Source organism: Deinococcus aetherius, from assembly GCF_025997855.1.
Taxonomy (GTDB): domain Bacteria; phylum Deinococcota; class Deinococci; order Deinococcales; family Deinococcaceae; genus Deinococcus; species Deinococcus aetherius.
Window position 1 is genome coordinate 2,179,046 of sequence record NZ_AP026560.1, and the last position, 22,392, is coordinate 2,201,437.

Annotated in this window: 24 protein-coding genes and 1 tRNA gene; 15 read left to right on the forward strand and 10 right to left on the reverse strand. The window is 73.5% G+C overall.

Annotated elements, in window-relative coordinates:
* Positions 1-3 precede the first annotated feature (3 nt).
* The gene (locus DAETH_RS10985; protein ID WP_264774935.1) at positions 4-234 is read right to left on the reverse strand and encodes a hypothetical protein; all 231 of its coding nucleotides are present in this window, start codon (positions 232-234) and stop codon (positions 4-6) included.
* Positions 235-302: 68 nt separating this feature from the next.
* Here DAETH_RS10985 and DAETH_RS10990 point away from each other — a divergent pair, with 68 nt between their 5' ends.
* The 5 genes from DAETH_RS10990 to DAETH_RS11010 all read left to right on the forward strand — a co-directional run bounded on the left by DAETH_RS10990 (position 303) and on the right by DAETH_RS11010 (position 4,893).
* Positions 303-953, forward strand: a complete 651-nt coding sequence (locus DAETH_RS10990) for a monothiol bacilliredoxin BrxC family protein (RefSeq protein WP_264774936.1) — start codon at positions 303-305, stop codon at positions 951-953.
* Positions 954-1,130: 177 nt separating this feature from the next.
* Complete coding sequence (locus DAETH_RS10995; protein ID WP_264774937.1) at positions 1,131-1,949, forward strand: hypothetical protein; 819 nt, start codon at positions 1,131-1,133, stop codon at positions 1,947-1,949.
* Positions 1,946-2,368 carry a hypothetical protein gene (locus DAETH_RS11000; protein ID WP_264774938.1) on the forward strand — a complete coding sequence of 141 codons (423 nt, stop codon included), beginning with the start codon at positions 1,946-1,948 and terminating at the stop codon, positions 2,366-2,368. Before DAETH_RS10995 ends, DAETH_RS11000 begins: the two co-directional genes overlap by 4 nt.
* 157 nt (positions 2,369-2,525) lie before the next feature.
* Positions 2,526-4,088, forward strand: a complete 1,563-nt coding sequence (locus DAETH_RS11005; RefSeq protein ID WP_264774939.1) for a HAMP domain-containing protein — start codon at positions 2,526-2,528, stop codon at positions 4,086-4,088.
* 85 nt (positions 4,089-4,173) lie between these two features.
* The gene (locus DAETH_RS11010) at positions 4,174-4,893 is read left to right on the forward strand and encodes a YqjF family protein (protein WP_264774940.1); all 720 of its coding nucleotides are present in this window, start codon (positions 4,174-4,176) and stop codon (positions 4,891-4,893) included.
* 7 nt (positions 4,894-4,900) lie between these two features.
* Here the strand turns inward: DAETH_RS11010 and DAETH_RS11015 are convergent, their stop codons facing one another.
* Both DAETH_RS11015 and DAETH_RS11020 read right to left on the reverse strand, forming a co-directional pair.
* Complete coding sequence (locus DAETH_RS11015; RefSeq protein ID WP_264774941.1) at positions 4,901-5,890, reverse strand: hypothetical protein; 990 nt, start codon at positions 5,888-5,890, stop codon at positions 4,901-4,903.
* A complete protein-coding gene (locus DAETH_RS11020; protein WP_264774942.1) occupies positions 5,887-6,381 on the reverse strand; it encodes a PH domain-containing protein in 495 nt (164 codons plus the stop codon). The genes DAETH_RS11015 and DAETH_RS11020 overlap by 4 nt, the downstream gene beginning before the upstream one ends.
* A 102-nt stretch (positions 6,382-6,483) precedes the next feature.
* On the opposite strand from DAETH_RS11020, the gene DAETH_RS11025 reads away from it, so the two are divergent.
* Together DAETH_RS11025 and DAETH_RS11030 are read left to right on the forward strand one after the other, a co-directional pair.
* The gene (locus DAETH_RS11025) at positions 6,484-7,644 is read left to right on the forward strand and encodes an ABC transporter permease (protein WP_264774943.1); all 1,161 of its coding nucleotides are present in this window, start codon (positions 6,484-6,486) and stop codon (positions 7,642-7,644) included.
* Positions 7,644-8,339, forward strand: a complete 696-nt coding sequence (locus DAETH_RS11030) for an ABC transporter ATP-binding protein (protein WP_264774944.1) — start codon at positions 7,644-7,646, stop codon at positions 8,337-8,339. Before DAETH_RS11025 ends, DAETH_RS11030 begins: the two co-directional genes overlap by 1 nt.
* An 18-nt stretch (positions 8,340-8,357) precedes the next feature.
* Here the strand turns inward: DAETH_RS11030 and DAETH_RS11035 are convergent, their stop codons facing one another.
* Together DAETH_RS11035 and DAETH_RS11040 are read right to left on the reverse strand one after the other, a co-directional pair.
* On the reverse strand, positions 8,358-8,798 hold the full coding sequence (locus tag DAETH_RS11035) for a hypothetical protein (protein WP_264774945.1): 441 nt from the start codon (positions 8,796-8,798) through the stop codon (positions 8,358-8,360).
* 66 nt (positions 8,799-8,864) lie between these two features.
* Entirely contained in the window at positions 8,865-10,805 is a 1,941-nt protein-coding gene (locus tag DAETH_RS11040; RefSeq protein ID WP_264777431.1) for a hypothetical protein, read from the reverse strand.
* Positions 10,806-10,942: 137 nt separating this feature from the next.
* Here DAETH_RS11040 and alr point away from each other — a divergent pair, with 137 nt between their 5' ends.
* Positions 10,943-12,022 (forward strand): alanine racemase, encoded by a 1,080-nt coding sequence (gene alr, locus DAETH_RS11045; protein WP_264774946.1) that lies wholly within the window; start codon positions 10,943-10,945, stop codon positions 12,020-12,022.
* Positions 12,023-12,032: 10 nt separating this feature from the next.
* Here the strand turns inward: alr and fni are convergent, their stop codons facing one another.
* On the reverse strand, positions 12,033-13,073 hold the full coding sequence (gene fni, locus DAETH_RS11050; RefSeq protein ID WP_264774947.1) for a type 2 isopentenyl-diphosphate Delta-isomerase: 1,041 nt from the start codon (positions 13,071-13,073) through the stop codon (positions 12,033-12,035).
* A gap of 151 nt (positions 13,074-13,224) precedes the next feature.
* Here fni and DAETH_RS11055 point away from each other — a divergent pair.
* Positions 13,225-13,301: transfer RNA gene (locus tag DAETH_RS11055), tRNA-Met, on the forward strand.
* A gap of 180 nt (positions 13,302-13,481) precedes the next feature.
* On the opposite strand, the gene DAETH_RS11060 is transcribed toward DAETH_RS11055, so the two are convergent.
* From DAETH_RS11060 to hpf, 3 genes are all read right to left on the reverse strand, one after another.
* Positions 13,482-13,856 (reverse strand): hypothetical protein, encoded by a 375-nt coding sequence (locus tag DAETH_RS11060; protein ID WP_264774948.1) that lies wholly within the window; start codon positions 13,854-13,856, stop codon positions 13,482-13,484.
* Position 13,857: 1 nt separating this feature from the next.
* Positions 13,858-14,934, reverse strand: a complete 1,077-nt coding sequence (locus DAETH_RS11065; protein WP_264774949.1) for a butyrate kinase — start codon at positions 14,932-14,934, stop codon at positions 13,858-13,860.
* A 113-nt stretch (positions 14,935-15,047) separates the two neighbouring features.
* Positions 15,048-15,611, reverse strand: a complete 564-nt coding sequence (gene hpf / locus DAETH_RS11070; protein ID WP_264774950.1) for a ribosome hibernation-promoting factor, HPF/YfiA family — start codon at positions 15,609-15,611, stop codon at positions 15,048-15,050.
* Between the two features lie 271 nt (positions 15,612-15,882).
* Between hpf and DAETH_RS11075 the strand changes: the two genes are divergently transcribed.
* From DAETH_RS11075 to DAETH_RS11090, 4 genes are all read left to right on the forward strand, one after another.
* Positions 15,883-16,560 (forward strand): TetR/AcrR family transcriptional regulator, encoded by a 678-nt coding sequence (locus DAETH_RS11075; protein ID WP_264774951.1) that lies wholly within the window; start codon positions 15,883-15,885, stop codon positions 16,558-16,560.
* A 45-nt stretch (positions 16,561-16,605) separates the two neighbouring features.
* Positions 16,606-18,261 (forward strand): glucose-6-phosphate isomerase, encoded by a 1,656-nt coding sequence (gene pgi, locus DAETH_RS11080; protein ID WP_264774952.1) that lies wholly within the window; start codon positions 16,606-16,608, stop codon positions 18,259-18,261.
* Between the two features lie 95 nt (positions 18,262-18,356).
* The gene (locus DAETH_RS11085; protein WP_264774953.1) at positions 18,357-18,833 is read left to right on the forward strand and encodes a hypothetical protein; all 477 of its coding nucleotides are present in this window, start codon (positions 18,357-18,359) and stop codon (positions 18,831-18,833) included.
* 9 nt (positions 18,834-18,842) lie between these two features.
* Entirely contained in the window at positions 18,843-19,295 is a 453-nt protein-coding gene (locus tag DAETH_RS11090) for a DUF421 domain-containing protein (RefSeq protein WP_264774954.1), read from the forward strand.
* A gap of 51 nt (positions 19,296-19,346) precedes the next feature.
* Here the strand turns inward: DAETH_RS11090 and DAETH_RS11095 are convergent, their stop codons facing one another.
* Positions 19,347-20,450: a GTP pyrophosphokinase gene (locus DAETH_RS11095; protein WP_264774955.1), complete on the reverse strand. Its 1,104-nt coding sequence runs from the start codon at positions 20,448-20,450 to the stop codon at positions 19,347-19,349.
* A 106-nt stretch (positions 20,451-20,556) separates the two neighbouring features.
* Here DAETH_RS11095 and DAETH_RS11100 point away from each other — a divergent pair, with 106 nt between their 5' ends.
* Both DAETH_RS11100 and pdxR read left to right on the forward strand, forming a co-directional pair.
* On the forward strand, positions 20,557-20,883 hold the full coding sequence (locus DAETH_RS11100) for a hypothetical protein (protein ID WP_264774956.1): 327 nt from the start codon (positions 20,557-20,559) through the stop codon (positions 20,881-20,883).
* Positions 20,873-22,390 (forward strand): MocR-like pyridoxine biosynthesis transcription factor PdxR, encoded by a 1,518-nt coding sequence (gene pdxR, locus DAETH_RS11105; protein WP_264774957.1) that lies wholly within the window; start codon positions 20,873-20,875, stop codon positions 22,388-22,390. Before DAETH_RS11100 ends, pdxR begins: the two co-directional genes overlap by 11 nt.
* Positions 22,391-22,392 lie beyond the last annotated feature (2 nt).

Consider the following 22,392-nt stretch of genomic DNA (forward strand, 5'->3'; position numbering starts at 1 on the left):
CGGCTACTCCTTCCGTGCCGGAACGAAGGGCGAAGGCTCACCCCCGATGAAGGTACACGGCACGTCGCCGAGGGGGACGGCCTCGCCCACGTCGGCGTGGACGGCGATGACCCCGCAGAGGGTCACGTCCACGACGGCACCCGACTCGATCCGGGCTAACTCCTCGTGGCTCACGAACCCGCTGACGGTGACCCCTCCAAGGAAGAAGCTGACGAATTCGCTGGCCCCGGGCATGGGACAGTCTACTCCCCTCATGTGTTCCGCCTCACTTCGTTTTTCAAAGCGGGAGGTATCCTGGGGACATGACACAAGCCACGCAGCAACCCGAACAGCAGCAGGTGCTGGTGCCCCTGACGACGCCCGAGGAGGTGGACACCTTCCTGAAGGAGTACCCGCTGGCGGCGGTCTTCAAGGCGGGGACCTGCCACAAGACGATGCAGGGCTTCGGGGTACTGGAGACCTTCCTGAAGCGGCACGATCTGCCCGTGGGCTTCATCCGGGTGGTGGACTGGCGCCCGGCGAGCAACCACGTCGCCGAACGCACCGGGATCATTCACCACAGCCCGCAGTTCATCCTGTTCCGTGAAGGCGAGCCGCAGTTCGAGGTCAACAACTGGGACATCACCTCCCAGGCCCTCACGCCCGTGTTCGAGGCGCAGGTGCCCCGGCGCAGCGGTGAAGGGGCCATCGCCACCGAGGACAACGTCGAGCCCTACCGCCGCCTGATGCGCGCCTTCCTGGACGGGGGGCTCAGCGAGTGGGCCTTCCAGGACCAGTACGTGACCCTATTTCGCGACGACGCGAGCTTACGCAGCCAGCGCGAGTTCGAGCTGCTCTCGCGCCTCTTCGGCGACCCCGACGCGTACCACGGCGGACTGCACCAGCTCGGCGCTCCCCAGGCGCGCGGCGACCTCCGCGCCCGCGTCCAGGCGCTGCTCACCGAACTCGGCTGAGTTCCCGAAAGCTCGCCTTGCCCGCCCGGCCCCGCGCCGTGGCGGGTTTTTCGTGGCTGTAAGCGGGCGGTAAGAGCGGGCGAGGTCTGATGGGGGCGCAAGCTCCTCCGGGCCGTGAAGTTTCGGTGACAGACCACGGCCCGCCGCCTCTTCCTCCCTCTCCCCACGGACCCCGACATGCACCCAGCCCCGGCCCCGCCCGCCCTACCGCTCGACCGCGCCGTGTACACGCGGCTTCGCACCGACCACTATCCCTGGACGGAGGTGACCGTGGACCTCGCCGCGCGCCAGGCGGGGGGCCTCAGCGGCGTGTTCGAGGCGCGGCAGGGGGACGGGTGGGCCCGCTTCGTGTGGGTGGCAGGCACCCTGCGCGGCGGCTACACGGCGGCGGGCGACACTGCCTGGACCGTCATGACGGTGGCCCTGCCCCGCGCGCGGGTGACCCTGGCGGAACTCGACCCCGCCGCCGCCGACCTCTTCTGGTCCTGCCGCGAGACGACGCCCGAACCGCTCGCGGGCACCTGGCCGGAGGCGCGGGGCACGCTGGAACGCTCCGGCTTTTCCGGCCTGCTGCTGGGCGCCTCGGCGTGCAGTCTCTGGAAGGGGGGGCAGCCCGTGGGCGGCAGCCTGCCCCCGAGCGGCTCCGCGTGCCACCTCCTGACTCCGCCCGGCGCCGACGAGGCGAGCGTGGCGGCCCTCTGGGCCGAGGTGCTCGCCCTCACCCACCGCAGCGCGCCCCTCGACGAGGCGTGGCGGGCGGTGTGCGTGCGGCTCTCCGCCGAGCACCCCTGCCTCGACCCCTTCGCGCGGGAGGTCACCGTGCAAGGCGGGCGGCTGCACGTCGAGCCCGACGTTCCCGCCGAGGAGTGGCGGCCCGCTCTCCTGGCCGCCTTCCAGGCCACGCTCGCGCGGCTGGGCGTGCGCCTGGCCGACCTGCCGCTCGCCGAGGTGCGGGGGCGATCCGCGTGGACGGTCGCCGGACTGGGGGCCCTGTGACCCTGGACACGGGCGCCGGGGTGCCCGTCTGGCCGCCCGGGTTGCGCGACGAGACACCGCTGCCCTTCGCCGTGTGGCGGGTGCTGCATCACGTGAACGGGGGGCGCCCGGCAATCGAGGTCGCCCGGCTCGCGCGGGTCACCGCGCCCGAGGTGGCGGAGGCGGTCGCGCAGGCGGCGCGCTGGGCGGGGCGGGCGTCGCAGCGGGGGCAGCCCGTCACCGAAGCCTCGGCCCGGGTGGTGACGGCCTGCCTGACGGCGGTCCTGGGGCCGATGGGCACCTTCCTCGTCGAGGACACGCTCGACGACCTGGGGGAGGGGGCGACCCTGGGCACCCTGCTGTCGGCGGTCGCCGCGCAACTCAACGAGGCGCAGGTGCAGGCGTTCGTGCGCGGACTGCGCGAACGGGGGATCGCGTGACGCCCCGGCCCCCACTTTCCCCCGCCCGGGGCGCGGAAGACGCGCGGCGGCAAACAATCCATCTCTGCGGGCGGCCCGAAGGGCCCGCGCCCGGTGCTCCTCGTGACCGCGTCTCTCAGCGCGTGTCGCGCGGCGAGACGGGCAGGAAAGGCAACCCATGAAGTACACGGTCGTGATCCGTCAACCGGTCCCCGAGGAGGTGCGGGCCGGGCTCGAAGAGCAGCTCGTGACGCGCTTCCAGCTCTCGCCCGAGCAGGCGGCCCGGCTGGCCGCCCGGCGCGCGGGCCGCCTGATGAAACCCACCGGACGCGCCCGCGCCGAACTGCTGCTGCGCGTCTTCCAGGAGGCGGGCGTTCCCGCCATCTTGGAGGAGGTCCGCGAGGAGACGACGGTCCTGTCGGGGCCCTTCCAGGGGCTCGCCGCCACCCCTGCCGTCCCCCGGCGTTCCGCGCCCGAACCCGAGGGGAGCGTGGCCCTCGCGCCGGAGCCCGCCGCCTCCGCCCTGGGCGTGCTCGCGCCCCCGCCCGAGGAGAGCTGGGCCGACCTCGCCGCCCCCGCCCGGGTCGCGGCGGACCCCTTCGCACCCGACCCGTTCGCGCCGCCGTCCCTCCTCGGGGAGCTGGGCGTCGTCGCCCCGGTACCGACGGCGGCCCCCGAGCCCGCCGGGGAGGTGCAGGCGAGCGCGCCCCCGGCGAGCCACGACATCTGGTCCGACTTCACGGGCGCCCTGACGGTGGCCGATTCGGCCCCGAAGCCCCAGGAAACGCCGGACGCGGCGGCCGAGACGTACCTGACGGCGGTCTCGGAGGAGCCGAAGGTGCACCTGGGGCCCCGGCGCAGTCTCGCGCGGCAGCTCACCTTCGGGGCGCTCGCGCCGCTGGCCCTGTCCACCGCCGTCACGCTGGGGCTGCTCACCGCGATCCTGCCGGGGCTGCAACGGCAACTCGTGGAGCAAAACGCGCAGGCGGTGGCGGTGGCGGTCGGCACCAGCCTCGACACGCGGGACCAGGAGACCGTGAACGCCCAACTCGACGCCCTGCTGCGCCGCTCGGCCGTGGGCTTCGTGCGGGTGGAGCTGCCCGACGGCACCACCTACTTCCGCAGCGCGACCCCGGAACTCGACGGCGTGCTGCAGGGCCGGGTCGCCCGCTTCCTGGGGGAGAACCCCGAAACGGGCACCTTCGTGGCGAGCGGCAGCCCCGCCGACGCCTACCGCGAGCAGCTTGCCCAGCTCACCGAGGTCGGCGCGGGGAACTCGGCCCAGGCCCAGAAGTTACGCCGCCTCGCCGACGCGGGGGAAAACCAGAAGTCCTCGCGGACGAGCTACGTGGTCAGCCGTCTGGGTGTGGTGGAGACGCAGGAGGGGAACCGCACGACGGTCGGGGCCGCCGAGTCCTCCCCCAACCTGCTCTACCGCATCGCCGTGGGCGTCGGTAACACGCAGGCCGCCGCGAACCTGCGCAACACGCTCTTGCTCGTGCTCGCCGTGTCGCTGCTCGCCCTGGGTCTGGCCGCCTCGCTCGCCGTGCGCGGCGCCCGCCGGATCGTCCAGCCCATCGAGCGCCTCGTGAAGGTCGCCGACGCGATCAGCATGGGCGACCTCACCCGCCCGGTGCAGCCCGAGCGCAACGACGAGATCGGCGACCTCTCGCAGGCCCTGGAGCGCATGCGCCTGAGCCTGGAGGCCGCGATGGACCGCCTGCGCCGCCGCAAGCGCTGACCTTCGAGAGCCGACCACTCCTGCGCGCCCCGGACCTCCCCAGGCCGGGGCGCCCCCTTTGCGCCCCGGGCCGTATGCTCTCCCCATGCGCCCGCCCCTTCCCCCGATCCGTGCCCCCTGGATCCTGAGGATGACGTGGCGGGACCTGTGCTTCCTGCACTGGCCGCTGGACCCCGACCTCATCGCCCGGACGCTGCCCGCCGGGGTCGAGGTGGACACGCGGGCGGGCCGGGCGTGGCTGGGCGCCGTGCCCTTCCGGATGACGGGCGTCTCCCCCCGCCTCCTCCCCGACGTGCCGGGGGTAAGCGCCTTCCCGGAACTCAACCTGCGGACCTACGTGACGGTGGACGGGGTGCCCGGCGTGTGGTTCTACAGCCTGGACGCCGCCCAGCCGCTCGCCGTGCGCCTCGCCCGCCGCCTCTTCCACCTGCCCTATTTCGACGCGCGGATGTGGGTGGACCGGCGGGAGGGCGTCACCCGTTACGCGAGTCTGCGCACCCACCGGGGGGAGCGCCCGGCCCGCTTTGCCGCCGCGTACCGCCCGGTCGGCCCGGCGCTGAACCCGGCGCCGCAAAGCCTGGACGCCTGGCTCACCGACCGGCTCGTGCTCTACAGCGCGGACGGGCGGGGCCGGGTGTTCCGGGGACGGGTCGCCCACGTCGCCTGGCCGCTCCGCCGCGCCGTGGCCGTGGTCGGGGAGAACACCCTCACGGACGGGCTGGGGGTGAGCCTACTCGGCGAGCCGCACCTCCTGCACGCCGAGCACCTGGAAGTTCGGGCGTGGCCGCTGGAGCGGGTGAGGTGAGCCGCGCTCAGCCTGCGCCCTCCAGCCGGAACGCCTCGTGCAGCCCCGCCTCGGCCGTGTCCCGGGCGACGGCGGGCGCGTAGCCCAGCGCGAGGACGGCCTGGTAGGTGCGCCGGGCGAGGTCCCGGTCCCCCTGCGCGTCGCGCACCTGCCCCAGCCGGGCGAGGACCAGCCCCGGCAGGCTGCGCGGCATCTCGTCCGTGAGGGCGTGCGCGGCGCGTTCGAGCAGGGCGCGGGCGGCGGGCAGGTCCCCCACGGCGAGGTGGATGCTCGCGGCGGCGGCGTCCAGCTCCGCCTTCGGAGTCACCGCGTCGCCCGTCTCGCGGCCCAGGGCATCGAGGAGCGCGCCGAGGTCGTCGTCCTCGCGCAGTTGCCACGCCCGGTCAGCGAGGGCGCGCAGGCGGCTCGTCTCGCCGGGGGTGAAGTCGCCCAAGCTGGGGAGGCGTGCCCCCGGCAGGCGGTCCAGCAGACCCGGCAGGTCGTCGAGCGGGACGAGGACGACGCCGCTCTCCCCCACCAGCGCGTCGGCGAGAGCGCCCAGCCGACGCTCCCGCCAGCGGGTCCCCGGTCCCTCGTCGAGGGCGGCGCGGACGGCGGCGTGGTAGGCGCGGGCCGCCTCCAGCACCTCGGCGCCCAGGGCCCGCCCCGGGGTGAGGGGGGCCGTGAGCACCGCCGCGAACTCGCGCTCCGCCCTCGACGCCGCCCGCAGCCGCTCCCGGCCCTGCGGGTACTGGGCCAGGAAGGAGACGAACTGCTCGTGGTCGGCCTCCGCCTGCGCGGCCCCGTCGTCCCGAAAGGTCTCCCGGATGCGCAGCCGCGCGGCGGGCAGAGCGTCACGCAGGGGGTGGTCGGGGTCGGCGCCGCTCGCCCAGCCCACCTCGGACACGCCGAGGAAGCGCAGGAGTTCCACCGCCGTGCCCGCGTTGAACGCCGGGTGGAGCCGGAAGAGGTCGCCCAGGTCGGGCAGGAGGATGAGGGGCGTTCCTCCGCCCGTCATCGGCCCACCCGCACGCCCCGCGCCGCGAGCGAATGCAAAAAGGCTTCCGGGTCGGCAGGAGTCAGGAAGAAGGCCGTGCCCCCGCGCTCCACGATCACGCCGCCCCGGGCCCGGCTCGCCGCCGCCTGGACCCGCGACACGGTATCCGGCCCGAAGGAGAAGAGGCCCGTGAGATAACCCGGCATCCCCGTGCCGAAGAGCCGCACCCCCAGCCGTCCTGCCGAACGCCGGGCGGTGATCTCGGTGTAGGGCAGGACGGTGCGGCCCGTGAGGCGGGTGACCACGAGTGCGTACTCCTCCAGCGAGTACGACAAGCGGCGCGGCGCGAGCCAGAAGACGGCGGCCAGGAGAACAGCCAGCGCGCCGAGCGGCCACACGGCGCCTCCGGGCGACCGGGCTGCCAGTCCCGCCACCACCAGCGTCACGGCCAGAATCAGCCACCACAGGAGGGGTGGCGCCTCCGCCCGCGCGACCGGCACAGCTTCGCTCATGGGAGGAGTCTAGCGGGGGCGGGCCGGGGAGTCCTCTACCCCCAGGCGCAACCGCAACCCTTCCCGCCGTCCTTCCCGGGCGCAGGGCGTAGCCTGGAGCGCGTGAAGTGGTCGGATCTCTGGACGCTCGCGTGGCGGGGCTTATCTCGCCGCCCGGTGCGCACGCTCCTCACCGCGCTCGGCATCACCGTGGCGGTGGCGAGCATGGTGGTCTTTCTCTCCCTCGGCGAGGGGATCCGCAAGGTCTTCACGGCGGAACTCGGCGGCATCGGGCCCGACGTGCAGGTCAGCCTCAGCGGCTTTACCCAGGGCTTCGCGCCCCAGCCCAACCTCCCCCAGGCGGTCGTGGGGGACATCCAGAAGCTCTCGGGCGAACTGGGCATCACCACCGTCACGCCCGTCGTGATGACGGTGCGCAGCAGCCTCGACGTGTCGCAGAGCGTGGTGCTGTACGGCCTCCCGGCGGCGCAGGGGGTGGGGGCGGTCTTTCCCAAGGTCACCCCGGCCCTGGGGCGCACCCTCACCCCGGCGGACGAGGGGCGGGGCGTGGCGGTCGTCGGGGCGAAGGCGGCGCAGAACCTCCGGCTGAAGCCGGGCTCGGTCCTCAACCTCAACCGCCGCAACCGGGTTCAGGTCGTCGGGGTCCTCGCGCCCGAGTCGGGGCTGGTGGACAACTTCATCTTCCTGCCGCTCTCGACCCTGCAACGGGCGGAGGGGGCGCAGGGGCGGGTGTCGCTGGTGGCCCTCAAGCTGGCGAACCCGCGCGACGCCCGCGCGGTGGCGACCACGCTGGGCGAGCGGCTGAACGTGGAGGCGCAGACGCAGTCGGATTTCCTCTCGTTCGTGGACCGAGCCCTCAGGATCAGCGACGCGGTGCGCTTCGGCATCTCGCTGATCGCCCTGATCGTGGGCGGATTGGCGGTGGCGAACACGGTGATGATGGGTGTCTTCGAGCGCACCCGCGAGTTCGGCACCCTGCGCGCCATCGGGGCGCGGCCCGCCTTCGTGCGGGCGCTGGTGCTCACCGAGTCGCTGCTCCTCGCGCTCGCGGGCGGGGTGGGCGGCCTGCTGCTGGGGCTGGGGGGCATCTGGGCGGTGAACCTCTACACCCAGAACCTCGCCGGGATCGACGCGGCGGCGCTGACCCCCCGGCTGACCGCGCTCGCGCTGGGGATCAGCCTGCTGCTCGGCCTGCTCTCCGGCCTCCTCCCGGCGCGGGGCGCGGGGCGCCTGAGCATCACCGAGGCGCTGGGGCGGGTGTGATGATCGCGCTTCCCTCCCCCGCCGTGTCCGTCCTCGCGGCCCTGGACCTGTCGCGCGTCTACCCCAGCGGGGAGGGCACGGTGACGGCCCTGGCCCCCTTCACCCACGCCTTCCCGCCCGGCCTGACGGCGGTGGTGGGGCCCAGCGGCAGCGGGAAGAGCACCCTGCTGGGCCTCCTCGCGGGCTTCGACACCCCGACCACGGGCCGGGTGATCGTGGACGGCACCGACCTGCACGCCCTCTCGGAGGCGGCGCGGGCCGACTTCCGGCTGGCGAATTACGGCTTCGTCTTCCAGAACCATAACCTCGTGACCATCCTGACCGCGCTGGAGAACGTGGAGTTCCCGCTCGCGCTGGCGGGCGTGCCCCCCCGGGAGCGGCGCGAGCGGGCGCGGGCGCTGCTGGGCGAGGTGGGGCTGGGGTCGCGCGCCGGGCACCTGCCCTCCCAGCTCTCGGGCGGCGAGGCGCAGCGGGTGGCCGTGGCCCGCGCCCTGGCCCGCGACCCGCGCGTGATCCTCGCGGACGAGCCCACCGGCAACCTCGACAGCCGCACCGGGGAGCGGGTCCTCGACCTCCTCCTCGCCTCCGCGCGGGCAGGCCGCACCGTCGTCCTGATTACCCACGACCGGGACGTGGCAGCCCTGGCCGACCACACGCTGCGGGTGCGGGACGGGGTGGTCACGCCTCAGGGCTGATCGCTGAGGGCCGGCCCCTCACTGGATGCTCGCCCGTGCGTCGCGCAGCCACAGCACCCGGCCCTTCTCGTCTTTCAGGCTCACGACGACCTGCACGCCCTCGCCGGAGCGCAGGCCCTCGGCGGCGCCGCGCCCGGTCCCCTGGAGGCAGCGGTCATCGCCGCAGTCCTTGCGGTCCCGGGCGCCCACCGGGGCGTTCCACACCCCGTCCTCGGTGACCACGTACACGCCCGTCACCTTGAGGACGGGGATCGGGGCGTGCTTCGCCTGCACCCGCACCCGCACCTGGAAGGTATCGTCCCCCAGGGTGGGGGTCGCCTCGGCGCGCAGGCTGCGGCCCCCGACTTGGAGGGTGGTGGGCGCGGCGAGGAGGTCCCCGGCGGTCGGCTCGGGCGTGCCCAGCGTGCCGCACGCCCCCAGCAGGGCGGCGGCCACGGGCAGGAGCCAGAGACGCCTCATGAGGACAGGATAACAGAAATCGCCTCTCATGAGAAGTCCCCCTTCACCCTTCGGGGGTCCGCCTCCTCACCAGCTCAGGTCAGGGGTGGTGACCACCCGGTCGGCGGGGAGATCGGTAAAGAGAGGGTAGGTCAGCGTGTAGGTGCCGGGAATCACCCGCGCGAGGACGATGGCCTCGCCCTCCACCCGGGGCGTCACGCTGGCGAGGCTGGGCCCCTGGACGCTGACGGGGCCGCGCACGGCGGGCGTGCCCCCCCCAGCGGGCAGGGGGTCGATCACCCGGACGTTTTCCAGGGTGGTGTCCACGCTCAGGGTCAACGTGACCGTGAAGCCGCGCACGCCGGGCTCGACGGTCTTGCCGAGGGCGGCGCGGCCCCCGCCCTGCACAGTGCGGGTGACGTTGGCGCCGCCCGGGTTACGCACCCGCGCCTGCCCGGTGGTGCGCAGGTCGAAGGGGTCGAGGATCACCTCGGCGGTGTCCGAGCGGCAGACCCGCACGGGCACCCGCAGCCGCAGGGGGGCCGAGGCGCTGAGGTCGCCGGAAAGTTGCAGGGGGCCGTCGCTCACCCAGCCACCCGGCAGGGTGAGCCGGAGCCGCCCGGGAAGGCGGTACGGGAACTCGGTGCGGGCGGTCGCGGTGAGCTGGGTCACCCCGCAGGTGTCCACCACGTCGGGGAAGGTGACGAGCGAGACCTCGGGGCGCACCCGGTACTCGATGGTGACCCGGCCCGCCCCGTTGTCGACCACCCGGGCGGCGGGCAGCGGGGTGACCGAACTGCCCGGCAGGGGGGTCGGCGTGACCGGGTAATCCCCGGGCGCGAGCGCGACGTTCACGGGCGTGGTGAAGCTGCGGCCCGCCACCTGAAAGGAGATGCCGCTCAGGGGCAGGCGCTCACGCCCGTACACGGCGACCGCCTCTACCGTCAGAAAGCCCTGCGGCGAGCGCGCCACGAAGCGCACCCGCGTGTAGCCGGGGCGGAAGCGCACCTCGGTCGGCGAGACCACGTTGCCGGTGCCCTCCAGCAGGGTGCTGCCCACGGGCACGTACCCGGGGGGCAGAGTGGGCCGCACCACGCTGTCGCCCACCACCGCGTAGCTCGCGCCGGGAATGGGGCGGCCCTGCGGGTCCACCACGTCCACCAGGAGGCGGCCCTGGAGCCGCGCGCCCCTGGGCGGGGTGAAACCGCCCACCTCCGCCCGCACGAGCGTGCCCCCCAACCGGAAGGCGTACCGCAGGGCGTTGGAGGGCTGGCGCGTCGTGGGGGGCACCCGCAGGAAGACCTGCCACTCCCCAAGCTGATCGGCGGTGACGTTGAAGCGGTCGGTGGCCGACTGTCCGTTCGCGCTGGGGGTGAGGTTCACCCGCCGCCCGCCCGGCAGCACGGCCCAGGTCTCGACCTCGCGCGGCCCGTCGAGGTCGTAGTTCGAGATGTCGAGGGGCCTGCCCACCCACGCCGAGGTCACGTTCAGCCGCGCGACGAGGACGGGAGACGAGACGTTGCCCCGGGCAGCCGCCGAGAAGGCGGTCGCCTCCAGCGCGAAGGGCGCGGCCACCCGCAGCGCGAAGGCGTTCTTGCCGTCGCCCCGGCTGCTCACCCGCAGGGTGTAGGTGCCCGCCGGAACGCCGCCCGCGAAGAGGCTCTCCCAGGCGTGCTCGCGGTTCGCCGCGAAGCGCCGCTCGATGATCACGCCGCCGGGCCCCGAGAGGGCGAAGGTCGTCTCGAAGGGCTCGCCCCGGCGGCCCGTCTCGTCCCCGAGGTAGCCGGGCCCGCGCCGCCCGTCCGCGTCCGCGAGGTTGAACGAGGGGCTGTACACCTCCAGCCCGAGGGGCTTTCCGGCATCCCCGGGCGCGACGCGGATCACGTACGTCTCCTGCGTCTGCGGCCACCCCTGGCCCACCGACACCAGGGGCAGGGTGCCACCGAGCGTCGTGGTCTGGGCGGCGGCGAGGGGCCCCGTCAGGGCGGCCAGGGTCACGAACGCGAGGCGGGGAAGGGCGCGGCGCATGGTCACTTGCGGTCAGGATACACGGGCCCGCCGGGCGAGCACCGCGCGCGGTCTCCCCAGCCGGGGGTGGGCGCCGGGTCCGGACAGCGTGCCCGCGCTCCTTACGCCCTGCCCGCGAGGACGCCTAGCATGGGGGGGTGCTGCCCCGCGCCCAGGCCCTGATCTCCGAAGCCGCCCTGACGGGCAACCTGACCGCGCTCGCCCGGCGGGGAGGCGCGCGGCTGCTGCTGCCCGTGAAGGCTGACGCCTACGGGCACGGGCTGGAGGCGGTGGCCCGGGTCGCCGCCCGTCACCCCGACGTGTGGGGCTTCGGGGTGGCGGTGCCGCAGGAGGCGGTGACGCTCGCGGCGCTGGGGCTGGGCAAGCCCGTCTTGCTGCTCACCCCGCCCGCCCTGGAGGAGGTCGGCCTGCTCGCCGACCTGGGGGTGCGGCTGCCGGTCGCCTCCCTCGCGGAGGCGGACGCCCTGCCCCCCCACGCCCGCGCGCACCTGAAGGTGGACACCGGCATGAACCGCCTGGGCGCCCGCCCCGACGAGGCCGTGGCCGTGGGCCTGCGCCTCGCCGAGCGGGGGGTGCTGGAGGGCGCCTACACCCACTTCGCCACCGCCGACGAGCCCGACCTCTCGTTTGCCCACGAGCAGTTGAGCCGCTTCCGGCGGGTGCTGGAGGCGTTGCCCCCCGTCCTCGCCCACGCGGCGAACGGGGGCGGCGTGCTGAGCTTCGGGCCCCTGCCCGGCCTCGCCCTCGCCCGCCCCGGCCTCGCCGCCTACGGCTACCCGCCCGCGCACCTGCGGGACCGGGCCCGGCTCACCCCGGTGATGACCCTGCGCGCCCGAGTCACCCACGTCCACGCAGTCCACCCCGGCGAGACCGTCAGCTACGGCGGGCTGTGGCGGGCCACGCGGGAGACGACCGTCGCCACCGTCGGGTTCGGTTACGCCGACGGCTACCCCAGGGGCGCGACGGGACGGGCGCAGGTTCTCGTGGCGGGTGAGCGCCGCCCGGTGCTGGGCCGCATCTGCATGGATCAGTGCATGGTGGACGTGACCGGGCTGGAGGTCCGGCCCGGCGACTGGGTCGAGGCGTGGGGAGCGGACGAGATCACCGTCAGCGACGTGGCCGCCTGGGGGGGAACAGTCGAGTACGAGGTGCTGACGGGGGTGGGCGCCAGGGTGAAACGTGTGCCGGTTCCGGAGGAGGTGACGGCGGGAGGGTAGGACGTGTCCGTCACTCCAACTGCGCCGTTCCCCGCACCTCTTCCACACCCACGTACCCTCCGACGAAGAGGGCGACCCTCAGTTCGTGGATGAAGCGCGCAAGCCACGCCTCCACCGCCCCGGCACTCTCCAGGGCGGGTTCGAGGAGGGGGCGGGCGACCGCGACGACCTGGGCTCCCAGGGCGAGGGCGCGGGCGGCGTCGAGGCCGGTGCGGATGCCCCCCGAGGCGATCAGGGGCATTCCCGGGGCGGCGAGGCGGGCGTCCCGCAGGGCCTGGGCGGTCGGAATCCCGACCTCGCACAGATCGGGGCTGAGCACCGCGCCGTGGTGGACGAGTTGCTCGACCCGCGCCCAGCTCGTGCCGCCCGCGCCCGCCACATCGAGCGCCGCGAAGCCCAGCCCGGCGGCGGCCCGCGCCGTCCGCGCGTCCAACCCGTGCCCCACCTCCTTGAGCACCACCGGGAACGGCAGGGCGGACACGACCTCCGCCAGCCGCGCCGTCAGCCCCGCCCAGCCTGTGTCCCCGCCCGGTTGCAAGGCTTCCTGAAGGGGGTTGACGTGAATGGCGAGGGCGTCGGCCCCGACCTCCCGCACCGCCTGCGCGGCCTCGCGTTCCCCGTACCCCAGCCCGAACTGCGCCGCGCCGAGGTTGCCGATCAGAAGAATGTCGGGGGCCACCTCGCGCACCTGGAAGCTGGCCGCCGCCTCGGGACGCTCCAACATCACGCGCTGGGAGCCCAGCATCATCCCGATTCCCAGCCGGGCGGCGGCGGTGGCGAGGCGGCGGTTGATGAGGGCCGCCTGCTCGGCCCCGCCCGTCATCGCCCCGATCAGGACGGGGGCCCGCAGGGTCCGGCCCAGGAAGGCGGTCTCCAGCCGCACCGCGTCCAGGTCGAGTTCGGGCAGCGCCCGGTACGGCCAGGGAACGCGCTCCAGCCCGGTCGTCACCTGGGCGTACTGGCTCTCGGGACGCAGGCACGCCTCGATGTGCCGCAGCTTGCGGGCCTGGATGCCGCTGGCCTCCCCCGAAACCACGTCGCCCGCCGTCACACGGCCCAGCCTACCCGCCCGGGCCCCTCCCCGGCGGTGGGCTGGAGCACGGAGCCCTCCCCGGTCTCGCGTCTGCGCGTCATGGGCATTGACAGAATCACGGGTCGGAGCTACTATTTCTGAGCGCCGGAAATCCCGACGCGAGAGACGACGCAGGGTAGAGCAGTCTGGTAGCTCGTCGGGCTCATAACCCGGAGGTCACAGGTTCAAATCCTGTCCCTGCAACCACAGAGGACCCCACCGCAGAGGTGGGGCTTTTTCTTTTGGCGTGCCTTTCCAGGGCAGTTGACCGAGGAGTGGGCACTCTGACTTGCGAAGCTGTAGCGCAAAGCAACGTGAAGGGCTCCTGACAAGAAAGAGGAGACGCTTCGCTTGGCTCGGCATGACATCGTTTTTGGGTCAGGGACCCTACCGCATCCGGTCCCGCACCTCGGCCAAGGTGTCCTCGAAGGCGTCCTGAAACTCGTCCTCCAGAGCCTCGTCGCGGATGAGTTCGTCTTGCAGGGTGGTGGTCTGCTCGCGCGCCCAGCGGACGCGGGCCTGCCGGGCGGAGCTGACGTTGCCCTTGCCCGCGACGAACCGCGCCGCGTGCCGTACGGCCTCGTGGGGATCGTCGGTGGGGGCGACCACGCTGAGGTTGCGCAGGCCGCCCCGGTCGTTCACCAGGGAGCAGATCACCTCCACCCGCACGCCCCGCCGGGACAGGAAGACCTGATCGACCCGCCACATGCTCGTGGCCCGGATGGGCTCGGGGGCGGCGCGGGGGGCACGGCGGCGGGCCATGTCAGGAGTTCCCCGGAGCGGGCGGCGTCCACTCGCGCGGCGGCTCCAGCCCCAGGAGCACCCGGCCCGCGCCCTCGGCGAGCGCTTCGAGTTCGAGTTCGCCGGGAATCACGATCACGGGGGCGATCCAGGCAACCCGCCGCTCGACGCGGTCCACGAGGCTGTCCCAGCGGGCGATGCCCCCTGTCAGGGCGATGGCGTCCGGGCGAGCCGGGAGCGCCCCGCACTGCTCGCCGATGGCCTTGCACGCCCCATGCACGAAGGCGGCGGTGGCGGCCTGCACGCCCTGGTCGGTCGCCTCCCGCACCTCCAGCTCCCGCAGGTTCGCGGTGCCCGTCAGCGCCAGAAAGCCGCTCCCGGCGGCGAGAAGGCGGCGCACCTCGGCGTCAGTCCGCTCCCGGGCGAGACGGAGCAGGGCGCCCACGGGCAGCGGCCCGGCCTGGAGTGCCCCCAGCGGGCCGCCGTCGGGGCCGGTGCCCGTCGTATCGACCGCACGCCCGCCGTCGAAGGCCGTCACGCTGGTGGTGGCCCCCAGGTGCGCGACGACCACGCGGGCGTCCTGAAGCCGCTTGCCCACCTCGTGCGCGGCGCGGCGGGCGACCACCCGGGCGTTGAGCGCGTGGAAGCGGGCCTCGCGGCTCACGCCCGCCACTCCCGTCACGCGGGCCTCGGGCAGCAACTCATTCACGCTCTGGGGGTCCACCACGAAGGCAGGTACTCCCCGCACGTCCGCGACGGCGAGCGCGAGCGCCCCGCCCAGCCCCGCCGCGTCGTTCCCCGCCGAGGCGGCGAACCGGGCCAGCTCGGGGGTAACCCGGTACGTCCCCGCCCGCACCTGCCCCAGCCAGCCCCCCCGGGCCACGAGCGCGTCGGGGGCGGGCCAGTCGGCGGTCGCCTCCAGCACGGCGCGCGTCAGCGTCTCCAGGTCGTCCTCGCCGGGCGGCACGGGCAGGGGCACCTCCGCTCGGGTGAGGCTGACCCGCAACTGGCCGGGCAGGTCGGGGTTGTCGCCCGGCAGAACGGTCGCGCACGCGAGCTTCACGCTGCTGGAACCGGGATTGACCACATGCGCGATCATGAACGCCCCAGCCTAGCAGATGGCGGCGGGCCCGCGCCCACCCGCATGAGGAAAGAGTGAGGGGTGGGGGACGGGGCCCGCGCCCCACCCTTCCCACCCCGTCACCGAAACGCTCAGCTCGGCTCGATCAGCCCGTAGTTGCCGTCGCGGCGGCGGTAGACGACCGCGCAGGTGCCCGTGTCCATGTTCTTGAAGACGAAGAAGTCGTGGCCCAGGGCCTCCATCTGGGTGACGGCGTCCTCGGGGCTCATGGGACGCAGGTCGAAGCGCTTTTGCCGAACGATCTCGGGCTGGAAGTCCTCCACGTCGTCGTCAATGACCGGCACGTCCCCGGCGGCGAGGTCGGGGGCGGGCTCGGGGAGGGCGTCCTGGCGGCGCTTCATGTAGCGGGTCTTGAACTTGCGAAGCTGGCGCTCCAGCACGTCCGACGCCCGGTCGATGGCCGCGTACATGTCGGCGTGGTGCTCCTCGGCGCGGATGACGCCGTTGGGAACGTTGAGCTGCACCTCGACGCGGTTGCGCCGGGCGGCGTCGCGCACGTCCCGCACGGTGAGGGTCACGCGCGCCTCGGTGATCTGGTCGCTGAAGCGGTCCAGGCGCGTGAGCTTTTCCTCGACGTAATCGCGCAGCGCGTCGGTCACGTCCATGTTCCGGCCAGAGAGCTGGTAGATGTGCACGGCTTCACCCCTTTGTCGCTTTCCCGGAGGTTCGGCGGCTCCGGAAATCCACTCTAAGCGCCCTCCGGGTGAGCTGTCAGGCGAATCGTGCACAGCGAGAATTCATGAGCGCGGGTATGGTGAAGGGGTTGGAGGGTCAGCTCCAGGTCAGGCGCCGCAGAAATGCGAGTCCTGAAGAGTGCGTCGTACAGGCGCGAGGGCTCCCAACCCCCAACGCAACCGTAAGGGTGGGGGCTGCGAAGGCGCGGCGGCGGGCGGTAGCCTGGAGGGCGTGAAGGTCGACCGGACGGAGCAGGACGAGGCGCGGCGCGAACGCATCGCCCGGGCCGCCTTCGAGCTGTTCGCCCGCAGCGGGCTCGACGCCACGAGCGCACAGGACATCGCCCGCGCGGCTTATGTCAGCCGCACGAACCTCTACCGCTACTACCCCAGCAAGGTCCACATGCTCCTCGCCCACTTCGAGCGCACCGTGGGCGAGACCCGCGACGAGGCGGTGCGGCGGCTGCACGCGGGGGCGGCCCCCCAGGCGGTTTGGGCTCACGTCACCGCCCGGATGGCCGACCTCGGCGTGCGTTACGGCCACCTCGTCGGCGCGGTCGGGCACGCCGTCCTGGGCGCGCGGCGCGAGCAGGAGCCCGGCGAGGGCATCCGCACGGCCCTGACCCTGGTGGCCCTCGTCGAGCCCGTATTGATCGCCATGCGCGAGCGGGGGGCGCTGCGCGACGGGGTGAACACGCAGCTCCTCAGCGCCCTCCTGGTGGACGCCTGCCTCCTCGCGCTGCTCCACGGCGGCTACCGCGACCAGCGCGAGGTGCTGCGCGACTGGCAGGACCGCTTCAGCCTGCTGGTGAACGGGGCGCTGGCCCCCGGGCTGAGCGTGGCGGACGTGGAAGGTGGGCTGACCCTGGCCCCCGGGCAGAAGGGCGCCTCGAACGACGCCAAGGACTGAGAAACCCTCAAGCTGCCCTTTCCGGGCCCACTGTATGCTCGGCGCATGACCTCCCCTGCCGCCGCCGGTCCCCTGACGCAGCTCCCGGCCTGGAGGGCGCTGCAAAGCCACTTCCGCGAGGTCGAGGGCCTGCACCTGCGCGACCTCTTCGCCTCGGACCCCGCGCGGGGCGAGCGCCTGACGGCCGAGGGAGCGGGCCTTTACCTCGACTACTCCAAGAACCGGGTGACGGACGAAACGTTGCGCCTGCTGCTCAACCTCGCGCGGGAGGCGGGGGTGGACTCAAGGCGGGACGCCATGTTCGCGGGCGAGCGCATCAACGTGACCGAGAACCGGGCGGTGCTCCACACGGCCCTGCGCGCTCCCCGGGGCTCGGAGGTTCTGGTGGACGGCCGCAACGTCGTCCCCGAGGTTCACGAGGTCCTGGACCGCATGGCCGCCTTCGCCGACTCCGTGCGCTCCGGCGAGTGGCTGGGCTTCACCGGGCGGCCCATCCGCAACATTGTGAACATCGGGATCGGGGGCTCGGACCTGGGACCCGTGATGGCCTACGAGGCGCTGAAGTTCTACTCGCGGCGCGACCTCACCCTGCGCTTCGTCTCCAACGTGGACGGCACCGACCTCACCGAGAAGACCCGCGACCTCGACCCCGAAGAGACGCTGTTCATCGTGTCGAGCAAGACCTTCACCACCCAGGAGACGATGGCGAACGCGACGAGCGCGCGGGCGTGGCTGCTGGGCGCGCTCGGGGACGACGCGGCGGTCGCCCGGCACTTCGTCGCGGTGAGCACGAACGCGGAGGGGGTCTCGAAATTCGGCATCGACACGAACAACATGTTCGGCTTCTGGGACTGGGTGGGGGGCCGCTACAGCGTCGGCAGCGCCATCGGCCTGAGCCTGATGATCGCGGTCGGGCCGGAGGCTTTCCGCGAGTTCCTGGCCGGGCTGCACGATATGGACGAGCACTTCCGCACGGCGCCGCCCGAGCGCAACCTCCCCATGCTGACCGGGCTGCTCGGCCTGTGGTACCGCGATTTCTTCGACGCGCAGACGCACGCCGTCCTGCCCTACGACCAATATCTGATGTACTTCCCGGCCTACCTCCAGCAGCTCGACATGGAGAGCAACGGCAAGCACGTCACGTTGGACGGGCGCAACGTGGACTACCAGACGGGGCCGGTCGTCTGGGGCCAGCCGGGCACGAACGGGCAGCACGCCTTCTACCAGCTCATCCACCAGGGGACCAGCCTGATTCCCTGCGACTTCATCGGCTTCTGCCAGACGCTCAACCCCCTGCACACCGGGAGCCAGCCGCCGCACCACGACCTGCTGATGGCGAACGTCTTCGCGCAGACCGAGGCCCTCGCCTTCGGGAAAACGCAGGCGGAGGTGGAGGCGGAGGGCGTCGCGGTTGGCCTGGCGCCGCACCGGGTCTTCGAGGGGAACCGGCCCACCAACACCATCCTCGCCGACCGCCTGACCCCGCGCACGCTGGGCGCCCTGATCGCCCTGTACGAGCACAAGGTCTTCGTGCAGGGGGCGATCTGGAACATCAACTCCTTCGACCAGTGGGGCGTGGAACTCGGCAAGGTCCTCGCCGGGAAGATCGTGCCCGAGCTTCAGGCGCAGGAGGAGCCGCAGCTCTCGCACGACTCCAGCACGAACGCGCTGATCCGGCGCTACCGGGACCGGCGGGGGTAAGCAGTTCAGCCCCGGCTCCAGGGGGGCCGGACCTCTAAACCCTTCGTTAGTATTCCTCGATACATTCCCGCTCTGGACAGGCCTAGCGTCGGGACGTGACCAAAGCGCGGATCGAGCAGGAGTTCGACTTCCAGAGGCGGGAGTGGCGGGTCGAGCGGATCGGGTGGGGGGTGATCTGGCTGCTCCTCGCGCTCGCGCTCGCGGGCCTGTTCGGCGGCGGGCCGCTGTCCCGGACGAGCGTGAGTTCGGGTGACCTGACGCTCGACTTCCCGCGTTTCGAGCGGGAAACCCGGCCGACCGAGTTGGAGGTGAGCCTTCCCCTGAGCCCGGACGGCCAGGGACAGGTCTGGATCGCCAACGATACGCTGGAGCGGCTTCAGGTGCAGGAGATCACCCCGCCCCCGATGCGGATTCAGAACGGGCCGAAACGCACCGAGTACCTGTTCCGGGGCGAGGGGGACGAGCTTCGGGTGACCTTCGACGTGGAGTTCCAGCGGGCGGGCGTGCTGCGCGGGCACCTCGGGCAGGTGGGCGGACTGGGGCTGAACTTCAGCGCCCTGGTCTACCCCTGAGGTCCGCAGGTGGACGCCGTCTTGCGCGGGGCCGTCATCTACCTCTTCCTGACCGTGATCTTCCGGGTGGCGGGCAAGCGGGCCCTCTCGCAGATCACGACCTTCGACCTCGTGCTGCTGCTCATCATCTCCGAGACGACCCAGCAGGCCCTCCTGGGCGAGGACTTCTCGGTCACCGCCGCCCTGCTCCTGATCCTGACGCTGGTGGGGCTCGACATCGCCTTCGCCCTGTGGAAGGGGCGCTCAGCCCGGCTCGACCGTCTGATCGACAGCGTGCCCGTCCTCCTCGTGGAGAACGGCCAGCCCCTGAAAGACCGCATGGACCGGGCGCAGGTGGACGAGGACGACGTGCTCTCCTCCGCCCGCAAGTCACAGGGCCTGGAGCGGCTCGACCAGATCAAGTACGCCATCCTGGAGCGCGACGGCAGCATCTCGGTCATCCCGCAGGACCCGGGCGGCTGAAGGGGCGACGCCCTCACGCGGGGGACTTCGCCTCTGTCCACCCCGGGAGTCTCAATCGGCGGCGTGGTTCAGGATTTCCCGCTCGTACACTTCCCGTACGGTCTGCACCATCTCGCCGACGTTGCGCGAGCCGCTGAGGTCGAGGAGGCTGACGACCTCCTGGGGGTCGAGGGCCGCGTTCGCGCAGGCGCGCAGCAGGGCGTGGTGGACGACGCTCGTGCCGGGGCGGGCACCCCCCGCCGGGGTCCAGGCCTCGCGCAGCCGGGGCATCAGGGCGGCGGCGAAGCGCAGCACCTCGGCCTCGTGGCGCCGCAGCTCCTTGAGAAGCTGGCCCACCGAGCGCACGCCCACGTAATGCAACAGGCTGGCGAGGCGCTGGGGGCGCTCGGGGTCGGGCCAGTCTTCGAGCAGGGGCACCCGCAGGGCGGCGGCGACGGCGAGGTCGAGGTCGCGCACCGGGGAAGCGCCCAGGAGATGCGTCATGCTCTGCACGTCGATGTACACGCCGTCGGGGTCGTCGGCGATGCGCTCGGGCAGGGTGGCGGCGTAGTCGTGCGACAGGCGGTGCAGGGCCATGAACTCCTCGTCGGCCATCTCCAGCAGGCCCGCGAGGCGGTAGAAGCGGCGCCGCACCTCGCGCGGAACGGCCTCGCGGTTCTTGTAGCCCAGGTCGTGCTCGATCTCCGCCCAGGCGTGCTGGAGGATCGAGCGAATCTGCACCTCGAACCTCGCCCCCGACTGCACCACCCCGAGGGCGCCGAACTCGGGCACGCCTAGCGGCGGGCTCACGACGTAGTGGACTCCCATGTACCCGAAGCGGTCGGGGTCGTGCATCCTCGACTTGTCGATGGAATGGTCCCAGTCGACCGTGTGGTGCTCCTCCACGAGGCGGGCGACCACGTTCACGTCGCGCTCGAAGTAGGTGATCACCCGCACGGCCACGAGGTCGGTCACGTCGGCGAGCGAGTGGTAGCGCCCCGCCTTGCGCCGCAGCTTGTCGGCGAGGCTCGCGGGGCGCTTGACCCGGCCCGTGACGTGGTGGATGTTCAGCCCCGCCCCCGTGAGGAGCCGGGTGGTGTGGGCGACCGCCGCGTCCCTCAGCCGCTCGTACTCCGGCAGGGCGTCCCGATACGCCTGCACCAGCGCCTCGCTCATGGTGGGACCCATGATAGGGCAAGCCCGCGCCATGAGCCGGGAATGAGCGAAGTCGAGAGGGACCGCTGGCCTGGCCCGCCGCGCGGGGCGGGTGCATCCTGTGCCCATGACGACCGCGCCCTCCTCCCGGGCCGCCGTGACCTTCCCGGCGCCCCGGCGCATCCCCTACCCCGGCGGCTGTGTCCTCGAACCCGGCCCCTACGCGCTCGATTACCTGTTGAAGTGGCGGGCCGACGTGACCGTGCGGGGCGAACTCCACCCGGACACTCCGGTCTTCCCGCTTCTCCGGGACCTTCTGCGGGACCCCGCCGCCCACGGCCTGACCCGCGAGGAGGCCGGGGCGGCGCGCGACCGCTTCCTCACCCTCGCCGGGCAGGCGCTCGCCGCCGAGGGGGGCGACCCCGCGTGGCTCGCCCGGGAGTTTGAGCGTTAGGGAGGGGCCGGGGGGCACGCCCCTGGCGGAGGGCGCCCTCGACCTGCGGCCCCCGCTGCCGGGCGAGGCGCTGCACTCGCGGGTGGCCCGGACGCTGCGCGAGGCGATTCTGGAGGGGGTGCTGACCCAGGGCGTCCGGCTGCCGGGGCACCGCGCCCTGGCGGCGCGGCTGGGCGTCTCCCGCAACACGGTGGTGGACGCCCTCGCGCAACTCGGCGCGGAGGGGTACGTGAGGAGCAGCGCCCGCAGCGGCACGCGGGTCGCGGTTCCGGGGGCGGCGCCCCCCCAGGAGGACGCCCCCGCCTCCCCGCTGCCCCTCAGCGCGTGGGCGGCGCGGGCCCTGGCCGGGCGGGTGCCGGACGCGGGCGGCGGGTACGCTGTGGACTTCCGACTCGGGCAGCCCGTCCCCGACCTCTACCCGGCGGGCGCGTGGGCCCAGGCCCTGACCCGCCAGGCCCGGACCGCCGGGGAACGCGGGGAGGGCGGCTCCCCCGACGACCTGGACACCCTCCTCGGCCCGCCGGGGACGCGCCGGGCCCTGGCCGCCTACCTGAGCGCCGAACGCGGCGCGCGGGTCACCCCCGACATGGTGATGCTGACGGGGGGCACCCAGGCCTCCCTCGACGCCCTCGCGCGGGTCTTTCTGGAGGAGGGGAGGGTCGCCGCCGTCGAGGACCCCACCTACCCGGGGGCGCGGGCGGCCCTGGGCGCGACGGGGGCCACCCTGGTCCCGGTCCCGGTGGACGCGGCGGGCCTGAACCCGGCGGCGCTGCCGAAGCGGGCCACCCTGCTCTACCTCACCCCGGGGGCCCAGTACCCCACGACCGTCACGCTCCCCGCCGGGCGGCAGGCGGAGGTGGTGGCGTGGGCGCGCCAGTCGGGGGCCTTTCTCCTGGAGGACGACTACGCCGCCGACCTGCACCACGGCGGGCGGCCCCCGGCGGCGATGCAGGGGCTCGCCCCCGACCGGGTGATCTTGCTCGGCAGCTTCAGCAAGAGCCTGGCCCCCGTCACCCGCAGCGGCTACCTCGTCGCGCCCGGGCCCGTCACCCGCGTGCTGGCGGGCACCCGGCCCCTGACCGACCGGGCCCCCGCCACGCTCGACGCCCTCGCGCTCGCGGACGTGCTCGCCTCGGGGGCGTACGCGCGGCACCTGCGGGGGGCGCGGTCGGCGATCCGCCACCGTCACGGAGTCCTGCTCGCGGCCCTGGCGGTGGGGCTGCCAGGGTGGGAGGTCACACCCGCCCGCGCGGGGCTCCACGTCCACGTGACCCTGCCCCCCACCCTCTCCGAGGAGGAGGCGGTGCGGCGGGCGGCTTCGGCCGGGGTGGCCCTCTCCCCCGCCGCGCCCCTCGCTCACCACGCCCGGCCCCCTGCCGTCCTGCTCGCCTTCGCGCACCTGCCGCCCGAGCGGCTGCGGGAGGGGGTGGCCCGGCTCGCCCGTGCCTTTTTTCCCTCCATCCCCCCTGACGGGCGGGCTGCGGCAACCTTCGTGAAGGCAGCGTAAAG